The sequence below is a fragment of the Ruegeria sp. HKCCE4148 genome, assembly GCF_017872495.1.
In the GTDB taxonomy this organism is placed as follows: Bacteria; Pseudomonadota; Alphaproteobacteria; order Rhodobacterales; family Rhodobacteraceae; genus Ruegeria.
Map to the genome: position 1 here is coordinate 221,047 of NZ_JAEDOS010000001.1, position 14,441 is coordinate 235,487.

General features: G+C 59.4%; 10 protein-coding genes. 6 read left to right on the plus strand and 4 right to left on the minus strand.

Features of this window, described 5'->3' with window-relative positions:
* Positions 1-59: 59 nt before the first annotated feature.
* Positions 60-2,858, plus strand: coding sequence for a DNA polymerase I (gene polA, locus I9187_RS01100; protein WP_171178390.1), 2,799 nt, complete (start codon positions 60-62; stop codon positions 2,856-2,858).
* 42 nt (positions 2,859-2,900) lie between these two features.
* Here polA and I9187_RS01105 read toward each other — a convergent pair whose 3' ends face one another.
* Positions 2,901-3,131, minus strand: a complete 231-nt coding sequence (locus I9187_RS01105) for a DUF2798 domain-containing protein (RefSeq protein WP_171178849.1) — start codon at positions 3,129-3,131, stop codon at positions 2,901-2,903.
* A gap of 62 nt (positions 3,132-3,193) precedes the next feature.
* Positions 3,194-3,949, minus strand: coding sequence for a TIM barrel protein (locus tag I9187_RS01110; RefSeq protein WP_209940037.1), 756 nt, complete (start codon positions 3,947-3,949; stop codon positions 3,194-3,196).
* 172 nt (positions 3,950-4,121) lie between these two features.
* Between I9187_RS01110 and I9187_RS01115 the strand changes: the two genes are divergently transcribed.
* Positions 4,122-5,084: a DMT family transporter gene (locus I9187_RS01115; protein WP_209940038.1), complete on the plus strand. Its 963-nt coding sequence runs from the start codon at positions 4,122-4,124 to the stop codon at positions 5,082-5,084.
* Here I9187_RS01115 and I9187_RS01120 read toward each other — a convergent pair.
* A complete protein-coding gene (locus tag I9187_RS01120) occupies positions 5,067-5,642 on the minus strand; it encodes a DUF1285 domain-containing protein (RefSeq protein ID WP_245222881.1) in 576 nt (191 codons plus the stop codon). The two genes, I9187_RS01115 and I9187_RS01120, sit on opposite strands and share 18 nt — an antisense overlap.
* Positions 5,643-5,706: 64 nt before the next feature.
* On the opposite strand from I9187_RS01120, the gene I9187_RS01125 reads away from it, so the two are divergent.
* Genes I9187_RS01125 through I9187_RS01140 form a run of 4 tightly spaced genes read left to right on the plus strand, consistent with a single transcriptional unit; the run spans position 5,707 to position 12,384 of the window.
* Positions 5,707-6,714, plus strand: coding sequence for a MoxR family ATPase (locus tag I9187_RS01125; protein ID WP_171178382.1), 1,008 nt, complete (start codon positions 5,707-5,709; stop codon positions 6,712-6,714).
* On the plus strand, positions 6,711-7,586 hold the full coding sequence (locus I9187_RS01130; RefSeq protein ID WP_171178380.1) for a DUF58 domain-containing protein: 876 nt from the start codon (positions 6,711-6,713) through the stop codon (positions 7,584-7,586). Before I9187_RS01125 ends, I9187_RS01130 begins: the two co-directional genes overlap by 4 nt.
* Entirely contained in the window at positions 7,583-10,345 is a 2,763-nt protein-coding gene (locus tag I9187_RS01135; protein WP_171178378.1) for a DUF4159 domain-containing protein, read from the plus strand. Before I9187_RS01130 ends, I9187_RS01135 begins: the two co-directional genes overlap by 4 nt.
* Complete coding sequence (locus I9187_RS01140) at positions 10,342-12,384, plus strand: hypothetical protein (RefSeq protein ID WP_171178375.1); 2,043 nt, start codon at positions 10,342-10,344, stop codon at positions 12,382-12,384. Before I9187_RS01135 ends, I9187_RS01140 begins: the two co-directional genes overlap by 4 nt.
* Here the strand turns inward: I9187_RS01140 and pbpC are convergent.
* Complete coding sequence (gene pbpC, locus I9187_RS01145) at positions 12,381-14,399, minus strand: penicillin-binding protein 1C (RefSeq protein WP_171178847.1); 2,019 nt, start codon at positions 14,397-14,399, stop codon at positions 12,381-12,383. The two genes, I9187_RS01140 and pbpC, sit on opposite strands and share 4 nt — an antisense overlap.
* Positions 14,400-14,441 lie beyond the last annotated feature (42 nt).

Sequence of the window (14,441 nt, forward strand, 5' to 3'; positions counted from 1 at the left end):
GACTGGTCACCCGCCTGCCCCTGTGGCAGAACCATCACTGACCGACAGGGAGAGCGCGCATGAGCAATTTCGGAAAAGGGTGTCATCTGCATCTGATCGACGGATCGGCCTTTATTTTCAGGGCTTATCATGCGCTGCCTCCGCTGACTCGAAAATCCGACGGATTACCGATCGGGGCGGTCTCGGGCTTCTGCAACATGCTGCAGAAATATGTCGAGGGAAACGCCGGACCAGATGCTCCAACCCATGTCGCGGTGATCTTCGACAAAGGTTCGCACACGTTCCGGAATGATCTCTACGATCTGTACAAGGCCAACCGCGAGGCGATGCCCGAAGACTTGCGTCCACAGATGCCCCTGACGCGCGAGGCGACAAAGGCTTTCAACATCGCCTGCAAAGAGCTTGAAGGGTACGAGGCTGACGACATCATCGCCACGCTGGCCGTTCAGGCGCGTGAGGCCGGAGGCCGTGTGACCATCGTCAGTTCCGACAAGGACCTGATGCAATTGGTCGGCGACGGCGTTGAGATGCTGGATGCGATGAAGAACAAGCGCATCGACCGGGATGGGGTTATCGAAAAATTCGGTGTTGGCCCTGAACGGGTGGTCGATGTGCAGGCTTTGGCCGGGGATTCGGTGGACAATGTGCCGGGTGCCCCTGGGATTGGCGTGAAAACGGCGGCCCTGCTGATCAATGAATATGGCGATCTGGAAACCTTGTTGGATCGCGCGGAAGAGATCAAACAGCCAAAGCGCCGCCAGACGCTGATGGAAAAACGAGACCAGATCGAGCTGTCCAAAAAGCTGGTGCAATTGGACGAAAACACGCCGCTGGACTTCACCCTCGACGATCTTGAAGTAAAGGACCCCGATGCCGAAACCCTTCTGGGGTTCCTGGCCGAGATGGAGTTTCGCACTCTCACCAAGCGGATCGCAGATAAGCTGGGGGCCGAAGCTCCGGTGATTGTTGACGCGCCTGCCCCTGCGGCTGAAGAACCAGAGGTAGCGCTTATTCCGTTTGATGCGTCGAAATACGAGTGTGTGCGCGACGCCAAGGCCATGCAAAAGTGGATCGATCAGGCTTATGAACGCGGTTGGGTCGCTGTCGATACCGAAACCACTGGTCTGAATGAAATGATCGCCGATCTGGTCGGCGTCTCGCTATGTGTTGAGGCTGGTGAGGCTTGCTATATCCCCCTGACCCATCGGGACGGTGCGGCGGACGATTTGTTCGGCTCGGATGCATTGGCCGAGGGGCAGATGCCACTGGATCAGGCTCTAACCCAGCTGAAACCGATGCTTGAGGATCCGTCGATCCTCAAGATCGGGCAGAATATGAAATACGATGCCAAGATCTTTGCGCGCCATGGGATCAAAGTTGCGCCGATCGATGACACGATGTTGATGTCTTATGCGATGCATGGCGGCGAGCATGGGCATGGGATGGACACTCTGTCCGAGCGCTACCTGAGCCACACGCCAATCCCGATCAAGCCGCTGCTGGGTTCGGGCAAATCCGCAATCACCTTCGACAAGGTTCCAATTGATGAGGCCACGGCCTATGCCGCCGAAGATGCGGATATCACCTTGCGTCTTTGGCAGCTGTTCAAGCCTCAACTGCATCAGGTCCAAGTGACGACCGTCTATGAGACGCTGGAACGCCCCTTGGTGCCTGTCTTGGCCGAGATGGAGATGCATGGCATCAAGGTGGACCGCGATGTGCTCAGCCGCATGTCCAACGCATTCGCGCAGAAAATGGCCGGGTTAGAGGCTGAAATTCACGAGCTGGCGGGTGAGACTTTCAACGTTGGATCACCTGCGCAGTTGGGTGAGATTCTGTTCGACAAGATGGGTCTTGAGGGCGGAAAGAAGGGGAAGACCGGGAAATATTCGACCGGGGCGGACATTCTGGAAGATCTTGCGACTGAACACGAACTACCGCGCCGGGTGCTGGATTGGCGGCAGCTGTCCAAGCTGAAATCGACCTACACGGACGCGCTGCAGACCCATATCAACCCGGATACCGGGCGGGTGCACACGTCTTATTCCATCACCGGGGCGAATACCGGACGTTTGGCCTCGACCGATCCGAACCTTCAGAACATCCCGGTGCGGACCGAGGAAGGGCGACGCATTCGTGAGGCGTTTATCGCCGAGCCGGGTAATGTCATGGTCAGCCTCGACTACAGTCAGATCGAATTGCGGATTCTGGCGCATATTGCGGATATTTCGGCATTGAAACAGGCATTCTCGGACGGGCTGGACATTCACGCCATGACGGCATCCGAGATGTTCGACGTGCCGCTGGATGAGATGACCCCCGATATTCGCCGTCAGGCCAAGGCGATCAACTTTGGTGTGATCTACGGCATCTCAGGTTTTGGTCTGGCGCGGAACCTGCGCATCCCTCGGGCCGAGGCGCAGGGCTTCATCGACCGATACTTTGAGCGTTTCCCGGGCATTAGAGCCTATATGGATGACACCGTCGCCTTTGCCAAAGAACATGGCTATGTCCAGACCCTGTTCGGGCGCAAGATTCACACGCCCGAGATTAACGCCAAGGGACCTCATGCCGGGTTCTCAAAGCGGGCGGCGATCAACGCGCCCATTCAGGGTACGGCGGCAGACGTGATCCGACGGGCCATGGTGCGGATGCCGGAGGCGATCAACGGCCTGCCGGCCAAAATGCTGTTGCAGGTGCATGACGAATTGCTGTTCGAAGTGGCGGAAGATTCAGTGGATCAGGTGATCGGCGTGGCACGCGACGTGATGGAGGGTGCCTCGGATCCGGCAATCAAGCTGGACGTCAAGCTGAGTGTGGATGCCGGGCAAGGCGCGAATTGGGCCGAGGCGCACTAGCGACGCGCCTCATCCGGCCCGGCGAACCCTCTTCGTCGCGGGTCAGTCTTGTGGCCTGACCATGCGGTTCACCATGCGTTGCACGGTTGGGCCAAACAGAAGAATTACGGTGAAGGCTATCGGCCAACAAAAAGCCCAGGATGCCAACCAATCTCCGAATGTGCTGGGGCCGAAACCAATGGCTTTCACTGTTGCGATCCCTGTGACGATGCAGGACATGAGGCCGGACATGATCAGGCTGAATACGGCGCGGGCATAGCGGGCTGGAATCATGGCGGGCATCCTGAAGGTCGTATTGCCTTTGATCTGCAGCATTTGCCTGTGAAATGCCAGTGCTAGGGCTGCATCCAATCAAGGCTGTCGGAGGTTTTCGATGTCGAAGGTGTGTATTCGGCACTGACCCAACCCGTATATCCCGCGGCATGCATAGCCGAAAACAAGCTTTGGAAATCCGTGGGTCCCCGACCCGGTTCAGACCGATCCGGGGCAGCGCCGATCTGGGCATGGGCCACTCTGCGATGAAATCGATCCCAAACGGCCTGCGCGTCGCCGTGGATCATGTGAGCATGAAAGCTGTCATATTGCAGGCCGACATTCGGGCGATTAACACGATCCAGAACCTCAGCTGCCAGATCGTAGTCGTTCAGGAAGTATTCAGGCTGCGACACCGAGTTGAGCGGTTCAATCGTGAACTGCTGTTGAGGCGCAGCATCAGCGGCCCATTGCAGATTTTGAACAAAACACGACAGAGCGTCCAACCCCGAGGCGTACCCTGACATGATGTGAATGAATCCGGGGCGCAGCATGTCCGCATAACGCAGAACGCGGCGGATATCCGACTGAAACCGGGCCTCGCCCCCCGGGACCGCGGCGAAACCGGGTTGGCCGCCCGTGTAATTAGGGGGTGGGGCGTTGATCAGTATGAATTCCAACCCGTTGGCCAGCAAGGCGCGGCGGGTTTCTTTAGCGGCTATGTCATAGGGGAACAGGATTTCAACAGCAGTGAATCCCGCATCAGCAGCGGCCTGAAACCGGTCGAGATAAGGCAGTTCGGTAAAGAGCAACGACAGGTTGGAGGCAAATCTGGGCATGAGAGATCTTCGGTAGTGACAGCTCGACCCTAACCGTCGAGTGGTTTCCGGGGAAGGGACTGAAAACGACAAGTTGTCGAAAATCGGCCAGATCATGGACAAAGGATCAGGGACAGTCGGGCTGTAGCAGCGAATCATTTTTCACGCTGAACCAACAAAAAGGTCTAAACTCATGGCCATGAGCCCTGAACCCGTGCGCGGGGCGGCAGTTTCTTTGCCTGCTGGCCGTAACTCGGTCCTGTCCGGGAATGGTCTGGCAGTGGCTTCGATGATGACGTGGGCTGCGGGTTTCCCTGCCGCTGAGGTCCTGTTGCAAAGCTGGCCACCTGTCGCACAGCTGGCTGCGCGTCTGGCAATGGCCGTGGCTGTGATGTTGCCGCTTTGGTTCATTCTGGACGGGCCCAGCCGCGTACTGAGGGCCAAATGGGGTCGGGCAATGATCATCGGCGGTTTCGGTTTCGGGATCGGTATGTTCCTGTTGATCCTTGCACAGAAACTGACAGATCCCGTTACCGTTGCAATCATTGCGTCCTGCGCTCCGCTGGCGGCAACATTGCTGGAACATGCCGCTGGCACGCGCCGTTTAAAGTGGAACTTTGCCCTTGGTGTCTTGGTGTCGATTGTAGGTGGATTGATAGCAACAAGCGCCGGTTCACCGGCACAACTGGGGCTGGGCGCGGTCTGCGCAATCGCTTCAACCGGTCTGTATTGCTGGGCCAGCATGGCGACGGCACGGGACTTTCCCGAGCTCAGCCAGATCGGCCGCACAACGATCACGTTTACCGGCGGATTGCTGATGGCCAGTGCTCTGTGTTTTGTTTCTGCGCAAATGGGTATGGACGTGATGCCGCGTACGTCAGTTGATGCGCAGCAAGTTGGGATGCTTGTGATCTATGCACTGATTGCCATGGGGCTCAGCCAGGTTCTGTTCATCGCTTCGGTTGGTAAACTGGGCGTTGCATTGGCGTCGTTCCACATCAACATCGCACCGTTCTACGTGATGCTGATCATGCTGATGCTGGGGGATGACTGGAACTGGACCCGCGCGCTGGGCGCGGGTGTTGTTGCTGTGGCCGTTGTTTTGGCGCAGGATCGTGCGCCTCGACAGTCCCGAGGATCAGCCAAGGTCGGTTGACGGGATCAGCCCAAAGAATTCCTGGCCTGACCAAACGCCAAACCAGCCGTCATGGTGGGTGCCAATCTCGACCAGGCGGTAGAAACTTTTGCGATCTATGCGTGCTTCAAGATCGGAACGGATCATGATGTAGGGTGAAGGTTCGCTTGTCACCGGGTCAATAACGATCCGGATCGGATGATCTGAACCTGCAACAGCATGATCGCCTACATGAGTTGTAAAGGTCAGGTTTTGCTGCTCGCCTTCGCCTTCACGATCAAAATCCACGGCGACAAATGGGGCGTCTTCAACAGTGATTCCCACCTTCTCGACCGGTGTGACGAGGTAGTATTTCCCATCTTCTTTCTTAAGAATTGAGGAAAATAGCTTCACCAGCTCGAAACGGTTGATAGGCGAGCCTAAATAACTCCAGGTGCCATCTTTTGCGATATGGATGTCCAGATCGCCGCAAAACGGGGGATTCCAAAGGTGAACGGGCGGTAAACCCTTGGTTTTGGCCGCTTTGACTGATGCAGCCAGACCATCCGGCGACGGTTTCACAGGTTTTTGTCCGCTCATTGCTTTTGCCATTTCCTCGTAGCGCGATACACTTCAATCATATTAGTCCACGGAAGGGAAAGTCATGACCGAACCTGCCGACCTCGTAGCCGAGATCGAAGCGCTGGAAAACAAGCTGCAAGAGGCCAAGGCCTCGATCACCCGCCGCTTCATCGGGCAGGAAAGGGTCGTGGATCTGACTCTGACCGCGCTGTTATGCGGTGGTCATGCCCTGCTGATCGGTTTGCCGGGGCTGGGAAAAACGCGGTTGGTCGAAACGCTTTCGACCGTGATGGGCTTGAACGGCAACCGCATTCAGTTCACGCCCGACCTGATGCCCGCAGATATTCTTGGGTCCGAGGTTCTGGATACTGCCGATGACGGTTCACGGCATTTCCGTTTTATCTCTGGCCCGATCTTTTGCCAGCTGCTGATGGCTGACGAAATCAACCGCGCCAGCCCGCGAACTCAGTCGGCTTTGCTGCAAGCGATGCAGGAACGCACGGTAACTGTGGCAGGCGAAGACCGCTCGCTTGGGACGCCTTTCCACGTATTGGCCACGCAAAACCCGATCGAACAGGAAGGGACCTATCCGCTGCCCGAGGCGCAGTTGGACCGTTTTCTGGTTCAAATCGACGTCGAATACCCGGATCGGCAGACCGAACGTGATATTCTGCTGGCCACGACGGGTGTGGAAGAGGAAGACGCGCACCAGATTTTCAGCAAGGAAGACCTGTTGGCGGCCCAAGTCCTGCTGCGCCGGATGCCGGTGGGTGAATCGGTGGTCGAACTGATCCTTGATCTGGTTCGCGCGTTCCGCCCCGAAGAAGCAGGCGCGTCCGAACGCGTTTCAGAAACCGTGGCTTGGGGCCCCGGTCCTCGCGCGGCGCAGGCGCTTATGATGACAGTTCGCGCGCGTGCGATGCTTCAGGGGCGGTTGGCTCCGAATGCCGAGGATGTTCTGGACATGGCGCGCCCGGTGCTGAGCCACCGGATGGCGTTGAACTTTGCGGCGCGGGCGCGCGGTGACAGCCTTGCCGAGCTGATTGACTCGACGGCTGCCGGTCTGATCCGCACCGAGGCTGCGGCGTGAATGCTGCGCTGACCCTTCGCGAAAGATCCGAGGCCGAAGCGTCCCGGCTGCCGCCGCTTTTGGCGCGGGCCGAGCATTTGGCCGGGACCGTCCTGTTGGGCGATCACGGGCGTAGGCGCTCGGGTATGGGCGATGATTTCTGGCAATACCGCCCCGCGCAAATCGGGGATAGCCGCCGGATGATCGACCACCGCCGTTCAGCGCGGGGGGATCAGCAGTTTGTGCGCGAGCGCGAATGGCAGATCGCGCAATCGGTGATGCTCTGGGTCGATCAGGGTGCTTCCATGCGGTTCGCGTCTGACAAATCGCTGCCGACAAAGGCGGATCGCGCCCGGCTGTTGGGGCTGGCAACCTCGATCCTGCTGGTACGTGGCGGTGAACGTGTCGGTCTTACAGGTACAACCTTGCCGCCCCGGCGCGGCAACGCGCAGATCATCCGTTTGGCGCAAGCCTGGTCTGAAGATGATCAAACGGATTACGCCCCGCCTGAACACCGTGCCATGATTCCTCATGCCCGCGCCGTGTTTATCTCGGATTTCCTTGGCCCCATGGACGAAGTTGAATTGGCCCTGACCAAAGCGGCTGACCGTGGCGTGCGCGGTGTGGTGCTGCAAGTACTTGATCCGGGCGAAGAGACATTTCCCTATCGCGGGCGCACCATTTTCGAAAGCGTCGGAGGATCTGTCCGGCACGAAACCCTCAAGGCGGCTGAGTTGCGGGACCGCTATTTGGCACGTCTTGCGCGCCGCAAGGATGCCCTGACGCAGTTGTGCCGTGCAACCGGCTGGCAACTGGGCCTGCATCATACGGGTGATAGTGCACAAGCGGCTCTATTGTGGCTTTATCGAGCTTTGGATGGGGGCACGCGATGACGGTTCTTGCGGGCATAGGCTTTACCGCGCCATGGGTTTTGCTGGGTCTTCTAACCCTGCCGATACTGTGGCTGATTCTGCGCGCTGTACCGCCCGCACCGATCCGCCGGATGTTCCCGGCGGTTACGCTGTTGTTGGGGCTGAAGGATGACGAAAGTGTTTCCGACCGTACGCCATGGTGGCTGTTGCTGCTTCGGATGCTTGCGGCGGCAGCCATCATCATCGGCCTGGCCGGGCCAGTTCTGAACCCCTCGCGTGATGAGACTGGCACAGGGCCGCTTCTACTGGTGCTGGATGCCAGTTGGGCCGGTGCCACGCGCTGGTCGGCCACGCTGGATCAGCTTGACACGCAACTGACCGAGGCCGGACGCGCGGGTCGCACGGTTGCCATAATACGTTTGACCGAGCCGGAAACACCTGTTTTTCAAGCGGCGGAAGCATGGCGTGGGCGTCTTCCTGGTCTGACTCCGAACCCTTGGCAACCGACTGCAGATCAGATTTCGCAAGCCATTGCCGCTTTGGATGCAGTTGATGGCGGCTTTGACACTCACTGGTTTAGCGACCGTTTGGACTATACCCAGCATACCAGTTTGGTTTCTGCCGTGCAGGCACGTGGTGATGTGACGGTGTATCAGGCGGCATCCAGGCCCATTGCGATCCAGCCCGCGGCCTACCAAGACGGTCTTATCCAACTGACCGTGCAACGCGCGGGACCCGGCCCGGAAGAGCGGGTGACGGTTCTGGCGCAGGGGCGTGATCCGGCAGGCACGGCGCGGGTGCTGCATTCGGTAGACCTGACCTTAGATGCCGGGGAAACCACGGCGCAGATCGAACTGGCACTGCCGTCGGAATTGCGCGCGCGCATCACGCGTTTCGAAATTCAGGGCCAAAGATCCGCCGGGACTGTGACTCTGACCGATGACAGCTTGCGTCGTCGCGAGGTTGCGCTGATTGCCGGAACCCTGAACCGTGAAGGGCTGGAGCTGTTGTCGCCCCTACATTATCTGACACAGGTTCTGATCCCCACGGCGGATTTTGTCGATGGGGGTCTGCTTGAGGTTCTGCCTGCGAACCCAGATGTGATCGTTCTGTCGGATGTCGCGCAGATGTCGGATGCGGAAGAGACCGGTCTGATCGAATGGGTCGAACAGGGCGGCCTGCTGCTGCGGTTTGCCGGTCCGCGCATGGCAGCCAGCGATCTGGGGCGGGATACCGAAGACACCCTGTTGCCCGCGCGGCTGCGCAGCGGCGGGCGATCTGTCGGTGGAGCGATGAGCTGGGGTGAGGCCAAGACCTTGGCTCCGTTCCCCGAGAATTCACCGTTCTATGGTTTGGACATCCCAGGCGATGTGGTTGTTTCGACTCAGGTAATGGCCCAACCAGACCCTAATCTTGCGGATCGCGTGATTGCTTCGCTGTCAGATGGAACACCTTTGGTGACGCGCAAAGCGCTGGGATTGGGGCAGGTGGTGCTGTTCCACGTGACCGCCGATGCGGAATGGTCCAGCCTGCCGCTTTCGGGTCTGTTTGTCGAAATGCTGGATCGTCTGGCCGTGGCCTCTGCTGCGAAGTCTCGGCAAGAGGCGCAGTTGCAAGGCACCACGTGGGAGCCAGTGCAGATCATGGACGGGTTTGGCACATTGTCAGACGCTGGCACTTTGGCTGGTGTGGACGGTGTGCAGTTGATTTCGGGACAGATCGGGCCGGATTTGCGTCCGGGTCTATATGAAAGTGGCAAACAGAAACTGGCGCTGAACGTTGTTTCCGAGGATACTGAACTTCGTCCGGTGGTCTGGCCTGCCAATGTGCCGATCAAGGGGCAAGAGGCCAGCACTGAAACGCCGCTGTCGGGTCTGCTGCTTAGCCTTGCTTTGATCTTGCTCACAATCGACGTGGTTGCGTCGCTGGCTTTGTCTGGCCGATTGGGCTTGGCGCGTGCTGCTGCTGGGGTTCTGGCGGCGTTTCTGCTGGTGCCCGAGGTTCAGGCGCAGACGCCGGAGGACACTGAGTTCGCCTTGGCAGCGACGCATGAACTTGTCTTAGCCCATGTGCTGACTGGCGACGCGCAGGTGGACGAGATTGCGCAGGCCGGTCTGCGAGGATTGGCGCAAACCTTGTTTTATCGCACCTCCGTCGAACCGGCCGACCCCATAGGTGTGGACCTTGAACGTGATGAGCTCGCATTCTTCCCGCTGCTCTACTGGCCGATTTCCCCGAGCCAGCCTCAACCTTCCGCCGAAGCCTATGCGAAACTGAACGCCTATTTGCGCTCGGGTGGGATGATCCTGTTCGACACACGTGACGCGGATATCGCTGGCTTCGGCGCGTCCAGCCCGAATGGCCGCAAGTTGCAGCAACTGGCTGCACCGCTGAATATCCCTGCGTTAGAGCCGATTCCACGTGATCACGTCCTGACCAGAACGTTCTATCTGTTGCAGGATTTCCCGGGCCGTTATTCTGGCACGGAAGTCTGGGTGGAAGCTGCGCCACTGGACGCGGAACAGATCGAAGGGATGCCGTTCCGCAACCTGAACGACAATGTGACTCCGGTGGTTATCGGCGGTAATGATTGGGCTGGGGCCTGGGCTGTGGATCGCAATGGGCAGGCCCTGCTGCCTGTCGGGCGCGGCTATGCCGGGGAACGTCAGCGCGAGTTGGCCAATCGTTTTGGTGTCAATTTGGTAATGCATGTGCTGACCGGGAATTACAAATCCGATCAGGTCCACGTGCCCGCCCTTCTGGACAGGTTAGGACAATGACCGGAACCGTCATATTCGACCCACTGATCCCTTGGCCTATTTTGGCCGCTGTGGGTGCGATTGCCGTGGCTGGGGTTGTGTTGGCCCTGTGGCGTGGCTTGTCGGGTTGGGCGCTGCGGGGTTTGGCGGCTTTGGTGGTTCTGGCGGCTCTGTCCGGCCCGGTCTATCAGATCGAAGATCGCGCACCGCTGACAGATATCGTCCTGATGATCGAGGATGAAAGCGCCAGCCAGACGCTTACGGACAGGGCTGAACAAACTGCACAGGCAGCCGAGGCACTTGCTGCTGAGATTGAGGCGCGCAACAACACGGAACTGCGCCGCATTCAGGTTGGCGACGGGGATGGGGATGAGGGCACGCAGATCATGGCGGCTCTGAATGAGGCATTGGCCGAAGAACCCCGCGCTCGGATCGCTGGCATTCTGGTGGTGTCGGACGGGATTGTGCACGATGTCGATCAGGCCCCGGACCTGCCTGCACCGATGCACCTTCTGCAAACCGGGCGCGAAAGTGATTGGGATCGCAGGCTTATCGTCCGCAATGCGCCGGCCTTTGCCATTATTGGCGAGCCGGTCACATTGACCCTTCGGGTGGAAGACAGTGGTGCGGCACCTGCGGGCGCGGCGACTGCGCCACTAGAGATTTCGGTCGATGGCGGCGCGCCGGAGCAGTTCAGTGTTCCCATTGGTCGTGATGTAGAACTGCCCATCACGCTGCCCCATGGCGGGCGCAACGTTATCCAGTTCTCTGTTCCGCAGGCCGAGGGTGAATTAACTGATCGCAACAACACTGCGCTGATCCAGATGAATGGCGTTCGGGATCGTCTGCGTGTTTTGCTGGTCTCGGGCGAACCGCACCCCGGTGGGCGCACATGGCGTAACCTGTTGAAATCCGACAGTTCGGTCGATTTGGTGCATTTCACCATTCTGCGCCCGCCTGAGAAACAGGATGGCGTGCCTGTCGATGAGCTGTCCTTGATCGCCTTTCCAACGCGTGAACTGTTTCTGGAAAAGATCAACGATTTCGATCTGATCATCTTCGACCGCTACAAGCGGCGTGGCATCTTACCTGCGATCTATCTGGACAATGTCACAAGTTACATCAATGACGGGGGCGCGGTTCTGATCGCCGCTGGTCCCGATTTCGCCAGTGCCGACAGTATCTTCCGATCTCCTTTAGCACCGATCTTGCCGGCGCAGCCTTCGGCACGGGTGTTCGAGGAACGGTATGTGCCGATGGTCAGCGACTTGGGGCAACGGCATCCGGTAACAACCAATCTGGGCGATTCCGAGGATTGGGGGGCTTGGTTGCGCCAGATCGACGTGAACCACCGCTCGGGCGAGGTTCTGATGACTGGCATCGAAGAACGGCCACTGCTGGTTCTGGACCGTGTTGGCGAGGGGCGCGTTGCGATGCTGGCATCCGACCACGCTTGGTTGTGGAGTCGCGGCTTTGAAGGTGGCGGTCCGCAGCTGGAGCTGCTGCGCAGGTTGGCTCATTGGATGATGAAGGAACCCGAACTGGAGGAAGAAGCGTTATGGGCCGAGGCGAACGGTCAATCCATGCGCATCATTCGCCAGACGCTGGAAGACGAGGTCGGGCCGGTTACGGTAACGCGTCCAAACGGTGAGACACTAGAGATCACTTTGCAAGAGGTCTCTCCGGGCCGGTTCGAAGCACAATACTATGGGCCTGAGATCGGTCTGTACCGGTTGCAGGAAGGCGACCATATGGCCGTGATTGGCCTTGGCCCCGCCGCACCGAAAGAGTTTGAACGCACCATCGCAACCGATGATGTTTTGGAACCGACCTTGGCTAGTATGCGGGGTGGCGTGATCCGTTTGGAAGACGGTTTGCCATCAATCCGCAACGTACGCGCAGGGCGTCCTGCGGCTGGTCGGGGCTGGATCGGTCTGACCCCGCGCGATGCCTACGAGACGCGGGATGTTACGCAGGCCGGTCTGCTGCCCCCTTGGCTGGTTTTGCTACTGGCAGGAGGGTTCCTGCTGGGCGGTTGGCTGCGCGAGGGGCGGCGCTAATCAATCCTGATTGCGGCCCGGTCCGATTGGCCCTGCGAATCCACCACAACAAGCGAGGTGAAACCGGCCCCCGGATTGGGGATTTCGAACTCTCGTTGCCGCTGTCCGGTCAGCACGGGCACGCCATCCGCCAGCACTGAAAATGGCGCGACACCCCCGCGTAGTTTGACCGTTAGGGGTGCTCCAAGTGTCTCTAACACGGCGCTTTCAGGCGGAAATAGCAGATTCGGAGCGGAGTGATCATTTTGGAAAGCCGCCGTGCGAGGTCGGAAACGTTGCAAGGGTTGGGGCAATTGCGCAGCGCCCACCAACAAGGTCGAGGGCGGCGGCGGGCGCAGCGGGGTAAGCGCGGGTTTCAGCAGGCTGAAGGCTTCGGCCAGAAGCGGCGCGGCAAGATCGCCTCCGAACGCGCCGGGAACGGGCGTTCCATCTGCACGACCTAACCAGACCCCAATGACGTGCTGACCGTCAAAGCCGATGGCCCAGGCATCTCGGTGACCATAAGATGTGCCGGTTTTGTAGGCCAGCGCCCCTGTCGCGCCGCCTGCGGGTGGTGAAAGCCCGGCCAGAATGTCGGCAACCTGCCAGGCAGAGGTTTCTGACATAACGCGCGGGGTTTGCAGCGTATCCCCCAAGGCATCGTGGTGCAGAATCGGGCCTTGTCCACCGCCTGCCAGAGCGGCGTAGATTTGTACAAGGTCGTGCAGACTTAACCCCACACCGCCCAATGAGATCGCCAAGCCGGGCGTGCCACCGTTCAGGCGCGGTTCTGATCCGGCCAAGCGTAATGCCACCATGATACGCGCTGGCCCCAGCGCGTTTGTCAGACGCACGACCGGAATGTTGAGCGACAATTGCAGGGCGTCCCGTACCCGGACATCGCCACGGAATGCCCCATCAAAATTGCGCGGGGCGTAGCGGCCAAACATTACGGGGCTGTCGCTGATCAGAGTTTCGGGATGGGCCAGTCCCTGATCGAAGGCCAGCCCGTAAACCAGAGGTTTCAGGGTCGATCCAGGCGACCGCAGTGCTTGTGTCATATCCACAAACCCCTGTCGGGCATCCTGATACCCGGCGGACCCGACTGAGGCCAGAACCTCGCCACTGCGATGATCGGCCACGATCAGAGCGCCAGACACGCGTGGTCCGGCGCGCGTGGCGGCCTGCATGACTATAGCTTCCAACCGGGCCTGTAACCCGGCATCAAGGGTTAGATCAAAGGCGCTTGTTTCGGGTGTTTGCCGCTTTACACGATCGGTCAGATGCGGTGCCAGGCGCGGAAATGGTTTCATCCGATCCGGCAGGGGCTCCGTCAGAGCTGCGCGTGTTTCAGCGGCTGTCAGGACGCCATGACGTTCAAGCCTGCGCAGAACCCGGTCACGTGCTTCTCGGGCTGCGTGTAGCTGGCGATCCGGGCGTCGAGCCTCTGGAGATTGCGGCAGAGCAACCAACAGCGCTGCTTGCGCCGGGGTCAACCGGGCTGCCTCTTTGCCAAACCACGCACGGGTGCCGGCGCGGATACCTTCCAGATTACCGCCGTAAGGCGCATGTGTCAGATAGAGGCTTAGGATTTGCTGTTTGGTCAGTTGCCGCTCCAACGCCAATGCGACCCTAACCTGACGGATTTTACCGCTCCAACGTCCCGTCGGCCCGTCCTCAATCAGCCGCGCGACCTGCATGGTCAGCGTAGACCCACCCGATACCTTACGCCCATTCCACAGGCTTTGCCCTGCTGCCCGCAGCATCGCTATCAGGTCCACACCGTGGTGACTCCGAAACCGCTTATCCTCGTACCGGATCAGCATGGAGGTGAAATTTGGATCGACTGTGCCTGGCTGCAGTCTCCAGATGCCATCCTCAACCGGGAACGCACGCAGGAGGTCTCCGTTCCGATCTCGTATCTCAACCGAGGTTTCGGCCAGAACAGGTGGTAAAACGGTGGCGCCGACCCATTGGTCAACGCCATCCCGTGCCAGCGCCGTCAAATAGAGGGCACCGACCAGTGCAAGCAGCAGACGCGACGGCCTAGGCACGACAGCCACCCGGGCATTGATATG

Bases quoted from the DNA above. Each gene is read 5' to 3' on its own strand.
- polA (WP_171178390.1), top strand. From the start codon at position 60: ATGAGCAATTTCGGAAAAGGGTGTCATCTGCATCTGATCGACGGATCG.
- I9187_RS01105 (WP_171178849.1), bottom strand. From the start codon at position 3,131: ATGATTCCAGCCCGCTATGCCCGCGCCGTATTCAGCCTGATCATGTCC.
- I9187_RS01110 (WP_209940037.1), bottom strand. From the start codon at position 3,949: ATGCCCAGATTTGCCTCCAACCTGTCGTTGCTCTTTACCGAACTGCCT.
- I9187_RS01115 (WP_209940038.1), top strand. From the start codon at position 4,122: ATGGCCATGAGCCCTGAACCCGTGCGCGGGGCGGCAGTTTCTTTGCCT.
- I9187_RS01120 (WP_245222881.1), bottom strand. From the start codon at position 5,642: ATGAGCGGACAAAAACCTGTGAAACCGTCGCCGGATGGTCTGGCTGCA.
- I9187_RS01125 (WP_171178382.1), top strand. From the start codon at position 5,707: ATGACCGAACCTGCCGACCTCGTAGCCGAGATCGAAGCGCTGGAAAAC.
- I9187_RS01135 (WP_171178378.1), top strand. From the start codon at position 7,583: ATGACGGTTCTTGCGGGCATAGGCTTTACCGCGCCATGGGTTTTGCTG.
- I9187_RS01140 (WP_171178375.1), top strand. From the start codon at position 10,342: ATGACCGGAACCGTCATATTCGACCCACTGATCCCTTGGCCTATTTTG.